The organism is Streptomyces uncialis, from assembly GCF_001905345.1.
Taxonomy (GTDB): Bacteria; Actinomycetota; Actinomycetes; order Streptomycetales; family Streptomycetaceae; genus Streptomyces; species Streptomyces uncialis.
The window spans coordinates 669,871-685,989 of the sequence record NZ_LFBV01000003.1 but is presented as its reverse complement, the minus strand read 5'-3'; the positions used below and the strand labels follow the sequence as shown (position 1 = coordinate 685,989).

General features: G+C 72.9%; 13 protein-coding genes. 12 read left to right on the top strand and 1 reads right to left on the bottom strand.

Annotated elements, in window-relative coordinates:
* Nucleotides 1-1,572 precede the first annotated feature (1,572 nt).
* The 12 genes from AB852_RS16850 (at nucleotide 1,573) to AB852_RS16795 (ending at nucleotide 15,002) form a co-directional block, all read left to right on the top strand.
* Nucleotides 1,573-3,021 (top strand): aldehyde dehydrogenase family protein, encoded by a 1,449-nt coding sequence (locus AB852_RS16850; protein ID WP_079184677.1) that lies wholly within the window; start codon nucleotides 1,573-1,575, stop codon nucleotides 3,019-3,021.
* A complete protein-coding gene (locus tag AB852_RS16845; protein ID WP_073788921.1) occupies nucleotides 3,018-3,563 on the top strand; it encodes a nucleoside 2-deoxyribosyltransferase in 546 nt (181 codons plus the stop codon). Before AB852_RS16850 ends, AB852_RS16845 begins: the two co-directional genes overlap by 4 nt.
* Entirely contained in the window at nucleotides 3,560-4,519 is a 960-nt protein-coding gene (locus tag AB852_RS16840) for a tRNA-dihydrouridine synthase (protein WP_073788919.1), read from the top strand. The genes AB852_RS16845 and AB852_RS16840 overlap by 4 nt, the downstream gene beginning before the upstream one ends.
* Entirely contained in the window at nucleotides 4,482-5,264 is a 783-nt protein-coding gene (locus AB852_RS16835; protein WP_073788917.1) for a creatininase family protein, read from the top strand. Before AB852_RS16840 ends, AB852_RS16835 begins: the two co-directional genes overlap by 38 nt.
* A 55-nt stretch (nucleotides 5,265-5,319) precedes the next feature.
* Complete coding sequence (locus tag AB852_RS16830) at nucleotides 5,320-6,624, top strand: nucleotide sugar dehydrogenase (RefSeq protein ID WP_073788915.1); 1,305 nt, start codon at nucleotides 5,320-5,322, stop codon at nucleotides 6,622-6,624.
* Complete coding sequence (locus AB852_RS16825) at nucleotides 6,617-7,600, top strand: NAD-dependent epimerase/dehydratase family protein (protein ID WP_073788913.1); 984 nt, start codon at nucleotides 6,617-6,619, stop codon at nucleotides 7,598-7,600. The genes AB852_RS16830 and AB852_RS16825 overlap by 8 nt, the downstream gene beginning before the upstream one ends.
* Nucleotides 7,597-8,679: a glycosyltransferase family 4 protein gene (locus tag AB852_RS16820; protein WP_073788911.1), complete on the top strand. Its 1,083-nt coding sequence runs from the start codon at nucleotides 7,597-7,599 to the stop codon at nucleotides 8,677-8,679. Before AB852_RS16825 ends, AB852_RS16820 begins: the two co-directional genes overlap by 4 nt.
* Nucleotides 8,676-9,446: a nucleotidyltransferase family protein gene (locus AB852_RS16815; protein ID WP_178391036.1), complete on the top strand. Its 771-nt coding sequence runs from the start codon at nucleotides 8,676-8,678 to the stop codon at nucleotides 9,444-9,446. Before AB852_RS16820 ends, AB852_RS16815 begins: the two co-directional genes overlap by 4 nt.
* Nucleotides 9,443-10,594 carry a DegT/DnrJ/EryC1/StrS family aminotransferase gene (locus AB852_RS16810; protein WP_073788907.1) on the top strand — a complete coding sequence of 384 codons (1,152 nt, stop codon included), beginning with the start codon at nucleotides 9,443-9,445 and terminating at the stop codon, nucleotides 10,592-10,594. The genes AB852_RS16815 and AB852_RS16810 overlap by 4 nt, the downstream gene beginning before the upstream one ends.
* A complete protein-coding gene (locus AB852_RS16805) occupies nucleotides 10,576-12,480 on the top strand; it encodes a beta-galactosidase trimerization domain-containing protein (protein ID WP_073788905.1) in 1,905 nt (634 codons plus the stop codon). The genes AB852_RS16810 and AB852_RS16805 overlap by 19 nt, the downstream gene beginning before the upstream one ends.
* On the top strand, nucleotides 12,477-13,523 hold the full coding sequence (locus AB852_RS16800) for an alcohol dehydrogenase family protein (protein ID WP_073788903.1): 1,047 nt from the start codon (nucleotides 12,477-12,479) through the stop codon (nucleotides 13,521-13,523). Before AB852_RS16805 ends, AB852_RS16800 begins: the two co-directional genes overlap by 4 nt.
* A 444-nt stretch (nucleotides 13,524-13,967) precedes the next feature.
* On the top strand, nucleotides 13,968-15,002 hold the full coding sequence (locus tag AB852_RS16795) for an ABC transporter substrate-binding protein (protein WP_079184675.1): 1,035 nt from the start codon (nucleotides 13,968-13,970) through the stop codon (nucleotides 15,000-15,002).
* A gap of 187 nt (nucleotides 15,003-15,189) precedes the next feature.
* Here the strand turns inward: AB852_RS16795 and AB852_RS16790 are convergent, their stop codons facing one another.
* Nucleotides 15,190-16,050 carry an ABC transporter ATP-binding protein gene (locus tag AB852_RS16790; protein WP_073788901.1) on the bottom strand — a complete coding sequence of 287 codons (861 nt, stop codon included), beginning with the start codon at nucleotides 16,048-16,050 and terminating at the stop codon, nucleotides 15,190-15,192.
* Nucleotides 16,051-16,119 lie beyond the last annotated feature (69 nt).

The window sequence follows — 16,119 nt, the reverse complement described above, 5'->3', positions numbered from 1 at the left end:
GAACCTGGGCGGACGTCCCGGGTGGCAGCGGAACTCCTCCCGCACCGCCCGCATGATGCACCCGCCGCGCGGTCAACTCCCGTGCCGCACGGCTCCCGTCGCGGGAACACCCGGCCCGGAGCCCGTCGCCACAGCACATCGAAGCGGTCGGTCCGTCGAAGCGGTCTGCCGCCGCGGCGCGTCGAAGCGGTTCGGGAAGCCCGGGAAGTCCTCGCACGTCCATGCTCGTCCCCGCCGGGCCGGCGGGCAAGCGCCTGCCGGGCGCACGGTCGGTGTAGCCGGAGGGGCAGGCCCGTACGAGCCGGTGACGGCCGGGCGCCCGATCGCTACGTTGGAAGCGGTGCCCGCACGGAGCACCCGGGCCCGCACACCGTCACCATCTCCAGCAGCCTCCGAGCACCGAACTCCCCTGAGGTGCGTGGCGTTTCGCAGCGGCTGGCCGGAACTACCGCTCATCACGACGAAGATGGCCCGTCGGGCCGTGCGCAAGCGTGTGCGGGGTCCCCATGAGCGGGGGCCGGCGGGGGTGGTGTCCGGGTGGCATGTCCGGCAGGGGAGCCGCCAAGTGGCTCGGGCGGCACGGGTGACGCCGTACGCGAGGCCGTCCCGTGCGGCGGGCCGCGAGCGCGGCGAGCCCCGGCCGGCGCGGCCGGTCCGGGTGCCTGAGCCTCTCCTGAGATCCCTCACGGGCTGATCGCGCCGCCGCAACCGCCTTGCGGCACACCGGTGTTCCAGGAGCGGACGTCATCCAAGGGGCCACGCCTACGTGCCGCGCCTACGTGCCGCGCCTACGGTGACGCCGGGCGCGGGCGGGTCCCGTGACGAGAGGGCCGTACGGCGGACGGTGCGGCACGGCTACGACCGGGCGCGTACCGGTTCCGGCCCGACGGCCCGACGGCATACCGGCTCACCGAACCAGGATCCGCTGTCCAGCGCTCCGTCCACCGCACCCGTCAACCCGCCCACGTCACGGCATGGGTGGGGCGCGCCCACGGCCCGTGTCTCCGTGGACGCGCCCTCGTGAGTGAGGATGCCCGGCCGTGGCCGCGAGCAGCAGACACGCTTGGTCGCGCTGTCGGTGTAGCCGGATGGCCATGGTCGGAAGTGGGGGTGCCCGTCGTCCCGCCCAGCGGTCAGACTGTTCGACGGGCCGCCGGACCGGGCGGGCGCAACGGCACAGGGGTGACGGTCCCGGGAGGGTGATCCGGCAGCGCGACGCCGGACGGTACCCACCGGAATCGTTCCACTCCTGTTCCCGCTGCGAAGTCCGGCCGCACGCCCGAAGTCGTTCCACCGGTCGAGGTGTTCCCCGGGTCGGCCCCGTGCCGCGTTCCCGGCGCACCGCCCCGGATCCCGTCCTCGACGGGTCGGCGTGGCCGGTGTGCCGGCGGCCCGTACCCCCGCAGTGCCCGCTTCGCCGCACCACGCCGTTTCACGCTGCCCATGTCGTCCTACGTCGCTCTATGTCACCCCGATCAGGCGGGAGCAGATGTCCCCCTCGACCCCACCAGACAACCCCCCGTATCCCGGGCCCGGTACCGCCGGCCCGCTCGCACGGACGGAGAACGGCTGATGTGCGCCCACGCGGCCGGACCGTCCGCGACCACCGTGGCCCCGGCGCCGGGCGGTCCCCCGCCCCCGGGTACGGCGCCCGTGGAGAACCCCGCGCTCGGCGAGGTCTTCGCGCACGCCCCGGTCTGCACGGCCGGGGAACTCGACATCGTCCTGGCCGACGCGGACCGCGCCTTTCCCGGCTGGGCGGCGGCGCCCGCGGAACTGCGCAAGGAACGGCTGCTCGCCTGTCATCGCGCGTTGCGGGCCGCCGTGGAACCCGTCGCCGATCTCCTCACCAGGGAGCAGGGCAAACCCCTGCGGCACGCCCGTGCCGAGGTCGAGCTCGCCGCCGACTGGTTCGCGCAGACCGCGCGACTGGAACTGACCTCCAGGAACCTGGTCGACGACCGGGCCGCCCACGTCACCCTGGAACGGGTGCCGCACGGTGTCGTCGCCGCGATCGCGCCCTCCAACTTCCCGATCCTGCTGGCCGTGTGCAAGATCGCGCCCGCCCTGCTGGCCGGGAACACCGTGGTCCTCAAACCGTCGCCCGTCACCCCGCTGTCCAGTCTGCGGATGGGGGAGGTGCTGGCCGGGGTGCTGCCGCCCGGTGTCCTCCAGGTCGTCAACGGCGCGGCGGAACTCGGGGCCCGGCTCACCGTCCACGACACCGTGCGGCTGGTGTCCTTCACCGGTTCGGTCGGCACCGGCCGCGCCATCGCCCGGCAGGCGGCGACCGACCTCAAACGGATCGTGCTCGAACTCGGCGGCAACGACCCGGCCGTGGTGCTGCCGGGGGCCGACCCCGTCGCCACCGCCCGGGAACTGTTCCAGCGGTCCATGGCGAACACCGGCCAGTACTGCGCCGCCGTCAAACGCGTCTACGCCCCCCGGGACACGCATCTCGCGCTCGCCGAGGCCATGGCCGGACTCGCCCGCTCCGCGGTGCTCGGCGACGGACTCGACCCGGCCACCGAGTACGGTCCGCTCGTCAGCCGTGACGAGCGCGACCGGGTGGCCGCGCTCGTCGACGACGCGGTGCGCTCCGGCGGCCGGGTCCTCGCCGGCGGCCGGGTCCCCGACCGGCCGGGATGGTTCTACCCGCCCACCGTCGTCACCGGCCTCCCGCCCGGCACCCGCCTGGAGGAGGAGGAGCAGTTCGGCCCGGTCGTCCCGGTCCTCCCCTACGACGACCTGGACGAGGCACTCCACCGCGCCAACGCCTCCCCCTACGGACTGGGGTTCTCCCTGTGGGGCGACGAGACCGAGGCGAAGGCCCTGGCCTCCCGGGCCCACAGCGGAACCGTGTGGGTCAACACCCACGGCGCGCTGCGCCACGACGTGCCCTTCGGCGGTCACCGGCACTCGGGGATCGGCGTCGAGTACGGCCGCTGGGGCCTCAACGAGTACACCCAGCTCAAGGTCCACCACTTCGCGCTTAGCCAATCAGAGCAGGAGACGTCATGAGTGACACCACACGGGTCGGCGTCGACGAGACGGACGGCATCGACCTGACCGGGGTCAAGGTCTTCGTCGGCGGCCCCATCCAGCACGCCATCCGCGACGACGGGTTCCACACCCCGTTGCAGGACGCCATCAGCGGCATCATCGGCAGGGTCACCGCGGTGGGCGCCACCGTGTTCTCCGCCCATGTCGCGGAGAAGTTCGGCGAGGACACCCCCCTGTTCACCCCGGACCAGGTCAGTGTGCGCGACCTCGGCTGGATGCGCCGCTGCGATGTGTTCGTGCCCGTGCTGCCGGTCGACGGCGACGGGGACCTCATGCGCACCGACGGCACCCATGTCGAACTCGGCTGGGCCTCCGCGCTGGGCAAGCCCATCGTCGTGGTGACCCCCGCGCCGCTCGCCGCGAACGCCAGCCATCTGCTGCGCGGGCTGCCGTCGGTCGCCGACGTCACCGTCCTCGACCTGGCCGTCGCCCACCGCGACCCGGTGGAACTGCTCCGGCTGATCGACAAACTGGGACGTGAGGTCGTGATGACCAAGTGAGTGCCGCCCCGGACGGACCGGCCGCGGTGCGTGTCCTCGGGCTGCGGCTCTCCTCGCCCGTCGTCGTCGGCTCGGGTCTGCTCACCGACCAGGAGCGCAACATCCGCAGGCTGCTCGACGCCGGCGCGGGCGCCGTCGTCACCAAGACCATCCACCCGAGCCCCGGACCGTCCGGGCAGGAACGACTGCTGCGGCTGCCCACCGGAATGCTCAACAGCACCACCTACTCCCGGCGCGGGATCGACGAATGGTGCGCGATGCTCCGCAGATTCGCGGACGACGCGCTCCCCGTCATCGCCTCCGTGCACGCCGACTCACCCGAAGAACTCGCGGCCCTCGCCGCACGGGTGACCGACGCGGGCAGCCCCGCCCTGGAACTCGGCATCTCCTGCCTCAACGAAGCCGACGGACTGCACGACACCCCCGAGCGCGTCGCCGCGTACACCCGTGCGGTGCGCCGGGTCACCCCCGTACCCATCAGCGTCAAACTGGCCATCGGGGAACACTCCCGGGAACGCATCGACGCCGCCCTGGCCGCCGGCGCGGACGCCATCACCCTCAGCGACACCATCGCCGGGCTCGCGGTCGACGCGGATACCGGGGAAGTGACCCTCGGCGGGGCGTTCGGCTACTCGGGGCCGGGGATCAAACCGCTGGTCCTCGCCGAGATCTACGCACTGCGCCGCGCCGGACTCCGTGTCCCGGTGCTCGGCAGCGGCGGGGTACGGGACGCCGCCGATGTGGCGGAGTACCTCAGCGTGGGCGCCGACGCCGTCCAGGTGTACACGGCGCTGCACACCCGGATGCACACCACGTTCCTTGAGATCCGCGAGGGCTTCGACCGCTGGCTGGCCGCCCGCGGCGGCACGGTCGCGGACGTGGTGGGGCGCAGCGTCACCAGGACAGGAGAGGAGAGCGATGCGGCAACGCGCGACGAACGTACCCCGGTACGGTGATCTGACCAGCCCCGAAGTGCCCGACCGGGTCCGCGGCGCCACCCTCGTCTGGCCGGTGGGCGGTCTGGAACAGCACGGACCGCACCTTCCGCTGTCGGTCGACATGGACATCCCCGACGCGCTGGCGCGGCAGCTGGCGGCGGAGACCGGCGGACTCGCGCTGCCCGGTCAGCCGCTGTCCGCCCGGTCGCTGCCGCACAGCGGCGGCGGACTGCACTTCCCGGGCACCGTCCATATCGGCGGCGCCGCGTTCATCGACTATCTGACCGACGCGCTGCGTTCCCTCGCCCGGCTGCGGCCCGCGCGGCTCGTCGTCGTCAACGGGCACTACGAGAACGAGGGCCTGCTGTTCGAGGCGCTCGACGGCTGTGCGCCGGGCACCCTGTTCCCCGCGACCGAGGTGGTCGCGTTCAGCTGGTGGAGCCTGGTGACCGACGGCTGGCTCGGTGAGCACCTCCCCGCGTTCCCGGGGTGGCACGCGGAACACGCCGGGGTCACCGAGACCAGTCTGATGATGTACCTGCGGCCGGACGTGGTCCGCCCGGAACGCCCCGTCAACCCCAGTCCGCCCGCGGCGGGGGTGTACCGGCACCCCGTGGACGAGGCGGCGATCTCGCACCAGGGGGTCCTGTCCTCCACCACCGGCGCCTCGGCCGAACTGGGGGAGAGCCTCTTCTGGCATCTGGTGGACGGCGGCCTCCAGACCCTGGAGAAGCCGTCGGTGCCCGCGCCGGGCGGACCGTGAACGCACGGCGTCGCCGCACCCGACCATGACCGAGCCGTACCCAGGGAGATGATCCATGCAATCGCGCAGGTCGTACGAGGACTTCGACATCTGCGTCGTCGGGCTGGGCTACGTCGGCGTCACACTCGCCGCCGCCCTGCTGACCACCGGCAGGCGTGTACTCGGCTACGAGCGGAATCCGGCCGTGGCGGGCGAACTCGCCCGGGGCGAACTCCGGCTCGCGGAGCCCGGGGTCGCCGAGGCCGTCGCGGAAGGGGTCGGCGCGGGGACCTTCGCCGTCACCTCCGACATCGACGGGGCGGCCCTGCCGCCCGTCGTCATCATCTGTGTCGGCACCCCCATCGAGACGGGCGGCACCACACCCGATCTCAGCCATCTGCGGTCGGCCACCGAGTCGATCGCGGACGGCATCGACGACACCACCGTGGTCATCGTGCGCAGCACCGTACCGGTCGGCACCTCACGCGGTCTGGTGCTGCCCATCCTCGGCCGCCGCACCCCCGAACCGCTGCTCGCCTTCTGCCCGGAACGCACCATCCAGGGCCAGGCACTCGCGGAGATCCTGTCGCTGCCGCAGATCGTCGGCGGACTGACCGACGAGGCCACCAAGCGCGCGGCGGACCTCTTCGGCACCCTCACCGACGAGGTCGTGCAGGTCTCGTCGCTGGAGACCGCCGAACTGATCAAGCTGGTCTGCAACTGCCACACCGACCTCATCTACGGCTTCGGCAACGAGGTCGCCCTGATCGCCGAGAAGCTGGGCCTCGACGCGATGGAGGTCATCGGCTCCGCCAACCAGGACTATCCGAGGCCCACCATCCACAAGCCCGGCTTCGTCGGCGGCAGCTGCCTCACCAAGGACCCCTATCTGCTGCGCTACTCGGTCGCCGGGCACGACCACACCCCCGACCTGGTGACCGCGGCCCGCACCCTCAACGAGTCCATGCCGCGTCTCGTCGGGGAACGCGTCCTCGCCGCACTGCGCGACCAGGGCCAGGACCCGGCCACCGCCAGGGTGCTGCTCTCCGGGTTCGCCTACAAGGGCCGCCCCGAGACCGACGACCTGCGGGGCGCCCCGTACGAGCCGCTGCTGGAGTATCTGAGGGGCCGGGTCGGGGAGATCGTCGGCCATGACTTCGTGGTGCCCCCCGAGCGCATCGAAGCCCTCGGTGTGAAGGTCACCGGCATCACGGAGGGATTCACCGGCTCCCACGCGGTGATCCTCCTCAACGACCACGTCCGGTACGGCGACCTCGACGCCGACGGCCTCGTCGCCCGGATGGCGGCGCCCGCGGTGGTCTACGACACCTGGCGGGTCCTCCCGTCCTCGACGAAGGCGATGAGGCTCGGTCGTGCGTAAGAAGATCCTGATCACCGGCGGCGCGGGCTTCATCGGACTGCATCTGGCCCGCAGGCTCGCCGACAGCTGCGACGTCACCCTCCTCGACGACTTCAGCCGGGGCCGCTCCGACGCCCAGCTGTCCGAACTGCTCGGCCGGGTCACCCTCGTCGAGCACGACCTGACGACACCCGTACCGCCCGGACTCCTCGCCGACGACTACTCCGAGGTCTACCACCTGGCCGCGGTCGTGGGCGTCGTCCACTCCAACGACGACCCCCGCCGGGTGCTGCGCACCAATCTGCTCACCACCATCCACCTCCTCGACTGGTTCGCCGGACTGAGCGGGGCCACCCTCTGCTTCGCCTCCTCCAGCGAGGCGTACGCCGGGAGCGTGGAGGCCGGGGCCGCGCCCGTGCCCACCACCGAGGACGTACCGCTGCTGATGCCGGACCCCACGGTGTCCCGCTCCTCGTACGGCTTCAGCAAGATCACGGGCGAAGTGCTCTGCCGGACGTACGCCCGCACCCACGGCTTCGCCCTGCGGATGGTCCGCTTCCACAATGTGTACGGGCCCCGGATGGGCTACGACCATGTGATCCCGCAGTTCATCGAACGGCTCCTCAGCGGCGCCGACCCGTTCGAGATCCACGGCGCCGACCAGACCCGGGCGTTCTGCTACGTGACCGACGCGGTCGAGGCGATCGTCGCGCTGACCGCGCTGCCCACCAAGGAGACCCTGCTCGTCAACGTCGGCAACGACGAGGAGGAGGTCGTCATCGAGGACCTCGCCCGCCACACCTTCGACACCGTCGGACGCCATCCGGAACTCGACATCCGGTCCGCGCCCCCGCTGTCCCCCCAGCGGCGGCTGCCCGATCTGACCCGGCTGCGGGAACTCACCGGACACCGGCCGGCCGTGGACCTGCGCGAAGGGCTGCGCCGCACCCACGCCTGGTACGCGGAGGACCTCGCCGCGCGCGGAACGGGAGCGTGAGCCGGGTGCGCGTACGGTACGTCCACCGCGGCTACTTCCCCGGACGCGCGGGCGCCGAACTGATGACCCAGCACCTCGCCGCGTCCATGGGCGGGCGCGGCTGGGACACCGGGATCTGGACCGGCGCCGTCGGCGAGGACACCGCCCGCTTCATGAAGGAGACGGGCGTACGGGTGGAACCCCTGCCCGCCACCCCCGACGCGGCCGTGCCCCCGGACGTCGTCCACGCCGTGGACGCCTTCCACCCGAGGGACATCGCCGCCGGACTGGACCTCGCCCGCGCCTGGGGAGTGCCGTTCGCCGTCACCCCCGCGTCCGCCCCCGAGGTATGGCCCGACCGGGAGACCGTCCTGGACGGCTGCCGCGCCGCCGACGCCGTGTTCGCCCTGTCCACCGCCGAACACGACATGCTGCACGGCGCCGGGGTCGCCGCGTCCGCCCTGCACATCGTCGGCCAGGGACCCCATCTCCCGGGCACCGCCGACCCGGACGGATTCCGCGCCGCACACGGTATCGACGGACCGATGGTGCTGTTCCTCGGCCGGAAGATGCGCTCCAAGGGCTACGTCACCCTGCTGGAGGCGACCCGCCGCATCTGGGCGCAGCACCCGGACACCCGCTTCGTGTTCCTCGGCCCCCGCTGGGACAACGACTGCGCCGCCCTCTTCGCCCGCCACGCCGACCCGCGGATCGTGGAACTCGGGATGGTCGACGAGGACACCAAGCACAGCGCGCTCGCCGCCTGCGACCTGGTGTGCGTCCCGTCGACCGTCGACATCTTCCCGCTCGTCTATGTGGAGGCGTGGGCCTGCGGCAAACCCGTCGTCGCCTCCCGCTTCCTCGGCAGCGGCGAGGTGGTTCACCACGGCCGCGACGGACTGCTCGTGGACCCCGCACCCCGGCCCGTCGCCGAAGCCGTGGGACGGCTCCTCGCCCACCCCGCCGAACGGCACGCCATGGGACGCCACGCCCAGGACCGGGTGCGCCGCGAACTCGGATGGGACGCGATCGCCGACCGCGTCGACACCGTCTACCGCACGCTGATCGCCACCCGCCGCAAGACGGAGAGGCTCCGATGAGAGCAGTGGTACTGGCCGGCGGCGAGGGCCGCCGGCTACGGCCCGCCACCCTCACCGTCCCCAAACCCCTTATGCCGGTGGACGGCACACCCATCCTGCACATCATCCTGGCGCAGCTGAGGAGCGCCGGCTTCACCCATGTGACCCTGTCGCTCCGCTACCGCGCCGACACCATCAGGGCCGCCTTCGGCGGCGACCACTGGTCCGGTCTGGAACTCGACTTCCGGCACGAGGACGAACCCCTCGGCACGGCGGGCCCCCTCGCCCTGCTACCGCCGTTCGAGGACTCCACCCTGGTGATGAACGCCGACCTGCTCACCGACATCGACTTCGCCGACCTGTGGACCCGGCACAAGAAATCGCAGGCCATCGCGACCGTCGCACTCAGCCGCCAGGCCACCGACATCGCCCACGGCGTCGTCGAGATCGACGACGAGCAACGCGTCACCGACTTCCAGGAGAAACCCCGGCTGAGCTATCTCGTCAGCGGCGGCGTCTACGTCCTGGAACCCGCCCTCCTCGACTACCTCCCGCACGGCCCGTACGACATGCCCGCCCTCCTCGAACACGCCCGAGGCAAGGGCGAACGCGTCGAGGGCTATGTCCACGACGGCGAATGGCGCGACATCGGCACCCCCGAACAGCTCGCCCTCGCCTCCGAGGCGCTGCGCGCCGACCGCACCCGCTACCTGGGCGGCGCCCCGGCCGCCGAACGCCACACCGCGGCCCGCCCGGCCGCGTCCCGACCGGAGGTGCACGGCGTATGACCGGCTTCGACATCCCGCTGTACCAGCCCGTGTTCGGGGACGCCGAGATCGAGGCGGCCACCGAGGTCCTGCGCTCCGGCTGGCTCTCCTCCGGTCCCGTCACCGAGGACTTCGAGGGGAAGTACGCCGCCGCCCTCGGCGTCGAGGACGCCGTCGCAGTCAGCAGCGGCACCGCCGCCCTGCACCTCGCGGTCCTCGCCCTCGGGCTCGGCCCCGGCGACGAGGTGGTGATGCCGTCGCTCACCTTCGTCTCCACGGCCGCCGTCGTCGCGCTGACCGGCGCCACCCCCGTCTTCGCCGAGGTCCACGGCCCGCACGACCTCGGCATCGACCCCGCCGACGTGGCCCGCAGGATCACCCCCCGCACCCGGGCCGTCGTCGCGGTCCACTACGCGGGACACGCCGCCGACCTCACCGCCCTCGGCGCCCTGTGCCGCGCCCACGGACTCGCCCTGATCGAGGACGCCGCCCACGCCCCCGCCACCGCCACCGCACAGGGCATGCTCGGGACCGTCGGCGACATCGGCTGCTACAGCTTCTTCGCCACCAAGAACCTCGCCATGGGCGAAGGCGGCATGGTCGTCGCCCGGGACCCCGCCCTGCGCGCGACCGTCCGGCGGCTGCGCTCCCACGCCCTGACCGTCAGCGCCCACCGCCGCCACCACGGCGGACCCGCCCTGTACGACGTCGACGGCTTCGGACTCAACTACCGCCCGGGCGAAATCGCCTGCGCCATCGGCCGCGTCCAGCTCGACGCGTTCCCCGCCGCCCAGGCCCACCGCCGCGCCGCCGTCCGCGAGTACCGCGAACGGCTCTCCGGGCTCCCCGGCCTCGTCGTGCCGTACGCCGACCGGCCGGTCGAGGACGGCGCCCACCATCTGTTCCCCGTGGTGCTGCCCCCCGGCATCGACCGCGAGGCGCTGCGCGAACAACTCCGCGCCTCGGGCGTGCAGACCGCCGTCCACTACCCCCCGACCCACCTCTTCACCGCCTACCGCGAACGCTACGACGTGGGGCCCGGCAGTCTGCCCGTCACCGAGGACATCATGGAACGGCAACTCTCCCTGCCCATGCACGCCGGGATGGGCAGCCCGCAGGTCAGGCGGGTCGCCGAGGCGGTGAGCGCCGCATGGCGTCCGGCCGAGTGAACACCCAGGTCACCCTTGTCGACGGCGTCCCGCACCGCGACGGCCGCCCCTTCTTCAGCATCGGCGTCAACTACCATCCCTCACCCACCGGTTGCGGCTACTGGCGGGACTGGGACGGCGCCCGCGTCGACGCCGACTTCCGCCGGATGGCCGAACTCGGCATCGACACCGTACGGTTCTTCGTCTTCTGGGCCGACTTCGAACCCAAGGAGGGCGGCCACGACCCGCTGATGACCGACCGGCTGCGGGAACTGGTCCGCACCGCCGACCGGCACGGCCTGCTCTGTCTGCCCTCGCTGCTCACCGTCTGGATGAACGGCCAGCGCTTCGACCCGCCCTGGCTCGACGGCCGCGACCTGTGGCGCGACCCCGAAGTGGCCGAGCGACAGCGCGCGTTCGTCCGGCACGCCGCCACCGCGCTGCGGGACGCGCCGAACATCCTGGCGTACGACCTCGGCGACGAGATCATCCATGTCGACCCGGCCTCCGCCGCCTCCTACGACCCGGGCGAGGCCCGCGCCTGGTGGGCCGGGCTCGCGACGGAGATCCGCGACGCCCACCCCGGCGCACTCGTCCTCCAGGCCAACGAACCCTCCTCGGTGATCGGCGCGCACGCCTTCCGCCCCGAGCACGCGGACCCCCTCGACCTGGTGGGACTGCACGGCTTCCCGCTGTGGACCCCCTTCCACATCGAGTCCAACGACGCCCGCAAGGCCAGCGCGTTCGTGCCCTACCTGGTGCGGCGCGGCACCGCCCACCGGCCCGTCCTCGTGGACGAACTGGGCAGCTACGGCTGCGACGAGGCCACCGGCGCCCGGTATCTGCGGGCCGCCGCGCACAGCGCGTTCGCGGCCGGGGCCGTCGGCACCGCCGTCTGGTGCTGGCAGGACTTCACCACCGAGGCCAAACCGTACGCCCTGCGGCCGGGAGAGCGCCGGGTCGGGCTGCTCACCGCCGACGGCCGGGAGAAACCGGCGCTCACCGAGTACCGGGCCTTCGCCCGCCGGGTCCGCGGCGAACTCGCCGGATTCCGTCCCCTGCCCGCCCCCGTCGGCGTCCTGCTCCCCGAGCACACCCCACGCGGCGACGCGGGCTATCTGACCCCGGCCGGCAGCGACGCGCCCGCCGCGTTCTACGCCCATCTGCTGCTGCAACAGGCCCACCTCCCGCACGAGTTCCTCGGCGCAGGCGGCCCCGAACCCGACGGACACACCCTGCTGATCTGCCCCTCGGTCCGCCGGCTGACGCTCGCCGACCGGCAGCGGCTCGAACGGTACGTCCGCTCCGGCGGAACCCTCCTCTACACCACCGGGAGCGTGCTCGACGCCGCCGGGGACGAGGAACTCTTCGGGGTCCGCGTCCGGGACTTCACCCTGGACACCGCGTCCCACGCCGAACTCACCTGGGCCGGTGTCAGCCTTCCGCTGGACTGGGAACCCGGACCGGTCCCCGTCCTCGACGCGGCGGGCGCCGATGTGCTGGCCACCTTCGCCGACGGCTCACCCGCCCTGACCCGCCACCGCCTCGGCCGGGGCACCGCCTACTACCTCAACGCCCCGCTGGAGGCCCAGCTCAACGCGCCCCACCGGCTCGACACGGCACCGTGGCACCAGCTCTACGCCGAGATCGCGCGCGCCGCCGCGGTGGTGGCACCCCTCACCGCCGACGACCCGTGCGTGGAGACCACCGTCCTCGGACACGGCGACGAACGCTGCGCCGTGGTCGTCAACCACGCGCCCGAACCGGTCCGCACCACCCTGCGCCGCCCCGCACCGCCCACCGGCGGGACCGGTACCACGCAAGAGGTGTCGCTGGAGCCGAAGGACGTCCGGCTGCTGTTCTGGCGGGACACCCCGCCCCTCGGCCCCCGCCAGGAGGACATATGAGAGCGCTGCGCTGGCACGGGGCGTACCGGGTGGCGATCGACGACGATGTCCCCGCACCCCGCGTGGAGCAGCCGCGCGACGCGGTGGTCCGGGTCGTCCGCAGCGCGATCTGCGGCACCGATCTGCACCCCTACCGAGGTGAGATGGACACCTTCACCCCGGGCACCGTCACGGGACACGAGTTCACCGGAGTGGTCGAGGCCGTCGGACCCGAGGCCCACGGGCTGCGGCCCGGCGACCGGGTCGTCGCCTCGGACGTCATCGCCTGCGGACGCTGCCGCGCCTGCGGACTGGGCCACCACTACCAGTGCCCCCAGGTCGCGCTGTTCGGCTACGACACCGTCGTCGGCGACCACGCGGTCCCCGGAGGACACGCCGAATACGTGCGGGTCCCCTTCGCCGACACCGTGCTCCACCCCATCCCCGACGACGTGGGGGACGAACGGGCCCTGCTGATCGGGGACGTCCTCGCCACCGGCTACGCCTGTGCCGTAGGGGCCGGGGTGCGCCCCGGGGACACCGTCGCCGTGGTCGGCTGCGGACCGGTGGGCCTGATGGCGCTGGAGGCCGCCTGGATACTCGGCGCGGGCCGGGTCCTCGCCGTCGACCCGCTGGAGCGCCGCCGCAAGATCGCCGCCGGACGCGGCGCGGACACCTTCGCCCCCGGTGACGACCTGCGCGGGCTGATCGCGGACCTCACCGAGGGCCAGGGTCCCGACGCCGTCCTGGAGGCCGTCGGTACGGACACCGCGCTGCTGACCGCGCTCGACCTCGTCCGCCCCCGGGGCACCGTCTGCGCGGTCGGCGCGCACGCCTCCGACGCGATGCCCCTGCCGACCAGGACGGCGTTCGCCAAGGAACTCACCCTGCGGTTCGCCGTCGGGGACCCGATCGCCGAACGGGACACCCTGATGCGGCTCATCCGCGGCGGCCGTCTCGACCCGACCTTCGTCATCTCGCACCGGCTGTCGCTCGCCGAGGCGCCCAGGGGTTTCCGTCTCTTCGACTCCGGCGAGGCCGACAAGGTGGTGCTGATCCCCTGACCGCTCCGGTCGTCCTGGTCCCCGCGCTCCCACAGGCCCTCTCGGACCCCGGGCCGCCCGGTCACGCGGGGCCCGGGAGCCGTCAGGGCCGGTGCGGGTCACCGGCCGGCCCGCCCGCACCTTCCGCCCATGGATGCTCGGCCATGCCCAGGACTTCCGCTGAGCGGCTTGCGCCACGGGACGCCCGAACCGGCTTGCCCAGGACCGTCTCCACGTCCGCCGACGGGCCAACTCCGCCCGCCGACCGGCGGATTCCCTTTGCCAAGGTAAGCCTTGCCTGACTAAGGTGCGATCCCTGTGGGCCCGCACGTACCGGCGGGGGCCCGGCCGCACGGTCGTCCGTTCGGCGGACCGCGGTCCCTGCCCGGTACGCGCACAGCGGTACGGGCCGCTGCCGGGCGCCGCGCCGTCCGGTCACTCCACCACCGACGGACGGGGCACACCATGACCACCACGATCGACCGCGAACGGCCGCCGCACCGGATACCGTTGCGCCGCCGCCAGCTGCTCTCCGCGGGTGCCGCGCTCGGGTCGTCGCTCGTCCTCGCCGGATGCGGCGACGACGAGCCCGCCCCGGCCGGGCCGTCCCGCTCCGGCGGCAGCGCGTTCCCCCTCACCGTCGAGGACAAGTTCGGCGAGGTGCGGATCACGGAGCGGCCCGAGCGGGTGCTCTCCCTCGGGCGCACCGACCACGACGTGCTCCTCGCGCTCGGTGTCGTCCCGGTCGGCCTGTGGCAGTTCATCCCCACGATGAAGCGCGGCGTGGGCAGCTGGGCGGAGCCCTCACTCGGCGGGCGGACCCCGTCCTTCCTCAAGCCGCCCTTCGACTTCGAGCAGGTGGCCTCCCTCGACCCCGATCTGATCGTCAACGTCCAGTCGGGCGGCGACGAGACGGAGTACCGCACCCTCACCGACATCGCCCCCACCGTGGGCCTGCCCGGCGGCGCCGCGGCGAACAGTGTCCCGTGGCGTGAGTCCACCAGGCTCATCGCCCGCGCGGTGGGACGCGAGGCGAAGGGCGACGAACTGGTGGCGGGCACCGAGTCGCTGCTCAAGGCCGCCGCCGACCGCAACCCCGGCTTCGCCGGGAAGACCGTCTCCATCCTCCTCGCCTTCGGCGGCAAGGCCGGCGTCTACACCACGGGCGACACCCGGATGCAGATCGTCACCGCACTGGGCCTGAAGCCGTCCCCTTACGTGACGGAGCTGGGCGACGACAAGTACTTCGTCGAACTGTCCGCAGAGAACACCGGCGACGCGGACGCCGACGTGGTGATCCTGCTCAGCCAGCAGCAACTCCCGCTGGCGGCCACACTGAAGCAGTACCCGCAGGTCGCCGAGATGAAGGCGGCCCGCGAAGGGCGGCTGGTCTTCCCCGCCGACCCGTCCGTCGGCCTGGCCCTCTCCAGCGCCTCCGTCCTCAGCATCCCGTACGCGGTGAAGGGGCTGGAGCCGCTGCTGCGCGAGGCGCTCGGCTGAGGGTTGTCCGAGCCGCATCCCCTCGGACGCGGGGCTCCTCGCGGTCCCTGGAGTCGGCACCGTGGGCGTACTCGTTCGTGCGGGGACGCACCGGGTGGCCTCGGGCGGGCGTTGTCCCGTGGGTGCGGATGCTCGGTGGTTCCGCGCCGCCCCGTGCCTGCGGGGCGGCGCTTGCGGATCGCGGGGCTCAGTCGCCCCGGCGTACCGGCTTGGCGTGGAGCGTTCGCGCGGTGATACGGCGCGGGTCGTCGGGGCGGGCCGCGGGGACCACCAACGGGGTGCCGACCTCCGGGTCGGGGATGATCCGGCAGTCGAGTCCGAAGACGTCCCGTACCAGTTCCGGGGTGACGATCTCCATCGGATCGCCCTGGGCCTCGATCCGGCCGTCCTTCATCACGATCAGATGCGTAGCGTACCGGAACGCCTGGTTGAGGTCGTGCAGCACGAGGACCAGGGTGTGCCCCCGCCGGTGGTGCAGGTCCCAGCAGAGGTCGAGGACCTCCACCTGGTGCGCCAGGTCGAGGAACGTGGTCGGCTCGTCGAGCAGCAGGATGCCGGTCTGCTGGGCGAGCACCATCGCGAGCCAGACCCGCTGGCGCTGCCCGCCGGAGAGCTCCTCGACGAACCGGTCGGCAAGGTCCAGGACATGGGTCATCTCCATCGCCTCCACCACCGCCTCCTCGTCGGCGGGTGACCACTGCCGCAGCAGCCGCTGATGCGGGAACCGGCCCCGGGCGACCAGATCGCCGACGGTGATGCCCCCGGGCGCCGTGGACGTCTGGGGCAGCAGCCCGAGCAGCCGCGCGGCCTCCTTCGTCGAGTACGAGCCGATCGGCGCGGAATCCAGCAGGACCGTCCCGGCCCGTGGCTTGATCATCCGGGACAGGGCCTTCAGCAGTGTGGACTTGCCGCATCCGTTGGGGCCCACGATCACCGTGAAGGAGCCGTCGGGCACGGCGATGTCCAGTGCGTCGGTCACCACCCGCTCGTCGTAGGCGAGGGTGAGCCCCTCGCCGCGCAGCCGGACACCGCGCGCGGAGTCGCTCATGTCGTTCCCTCTCCGTGGTTCCCCGGCGCAGCCGGACCTGGCGCCCGGTCCGGTCCTGGTCGAGCGGCG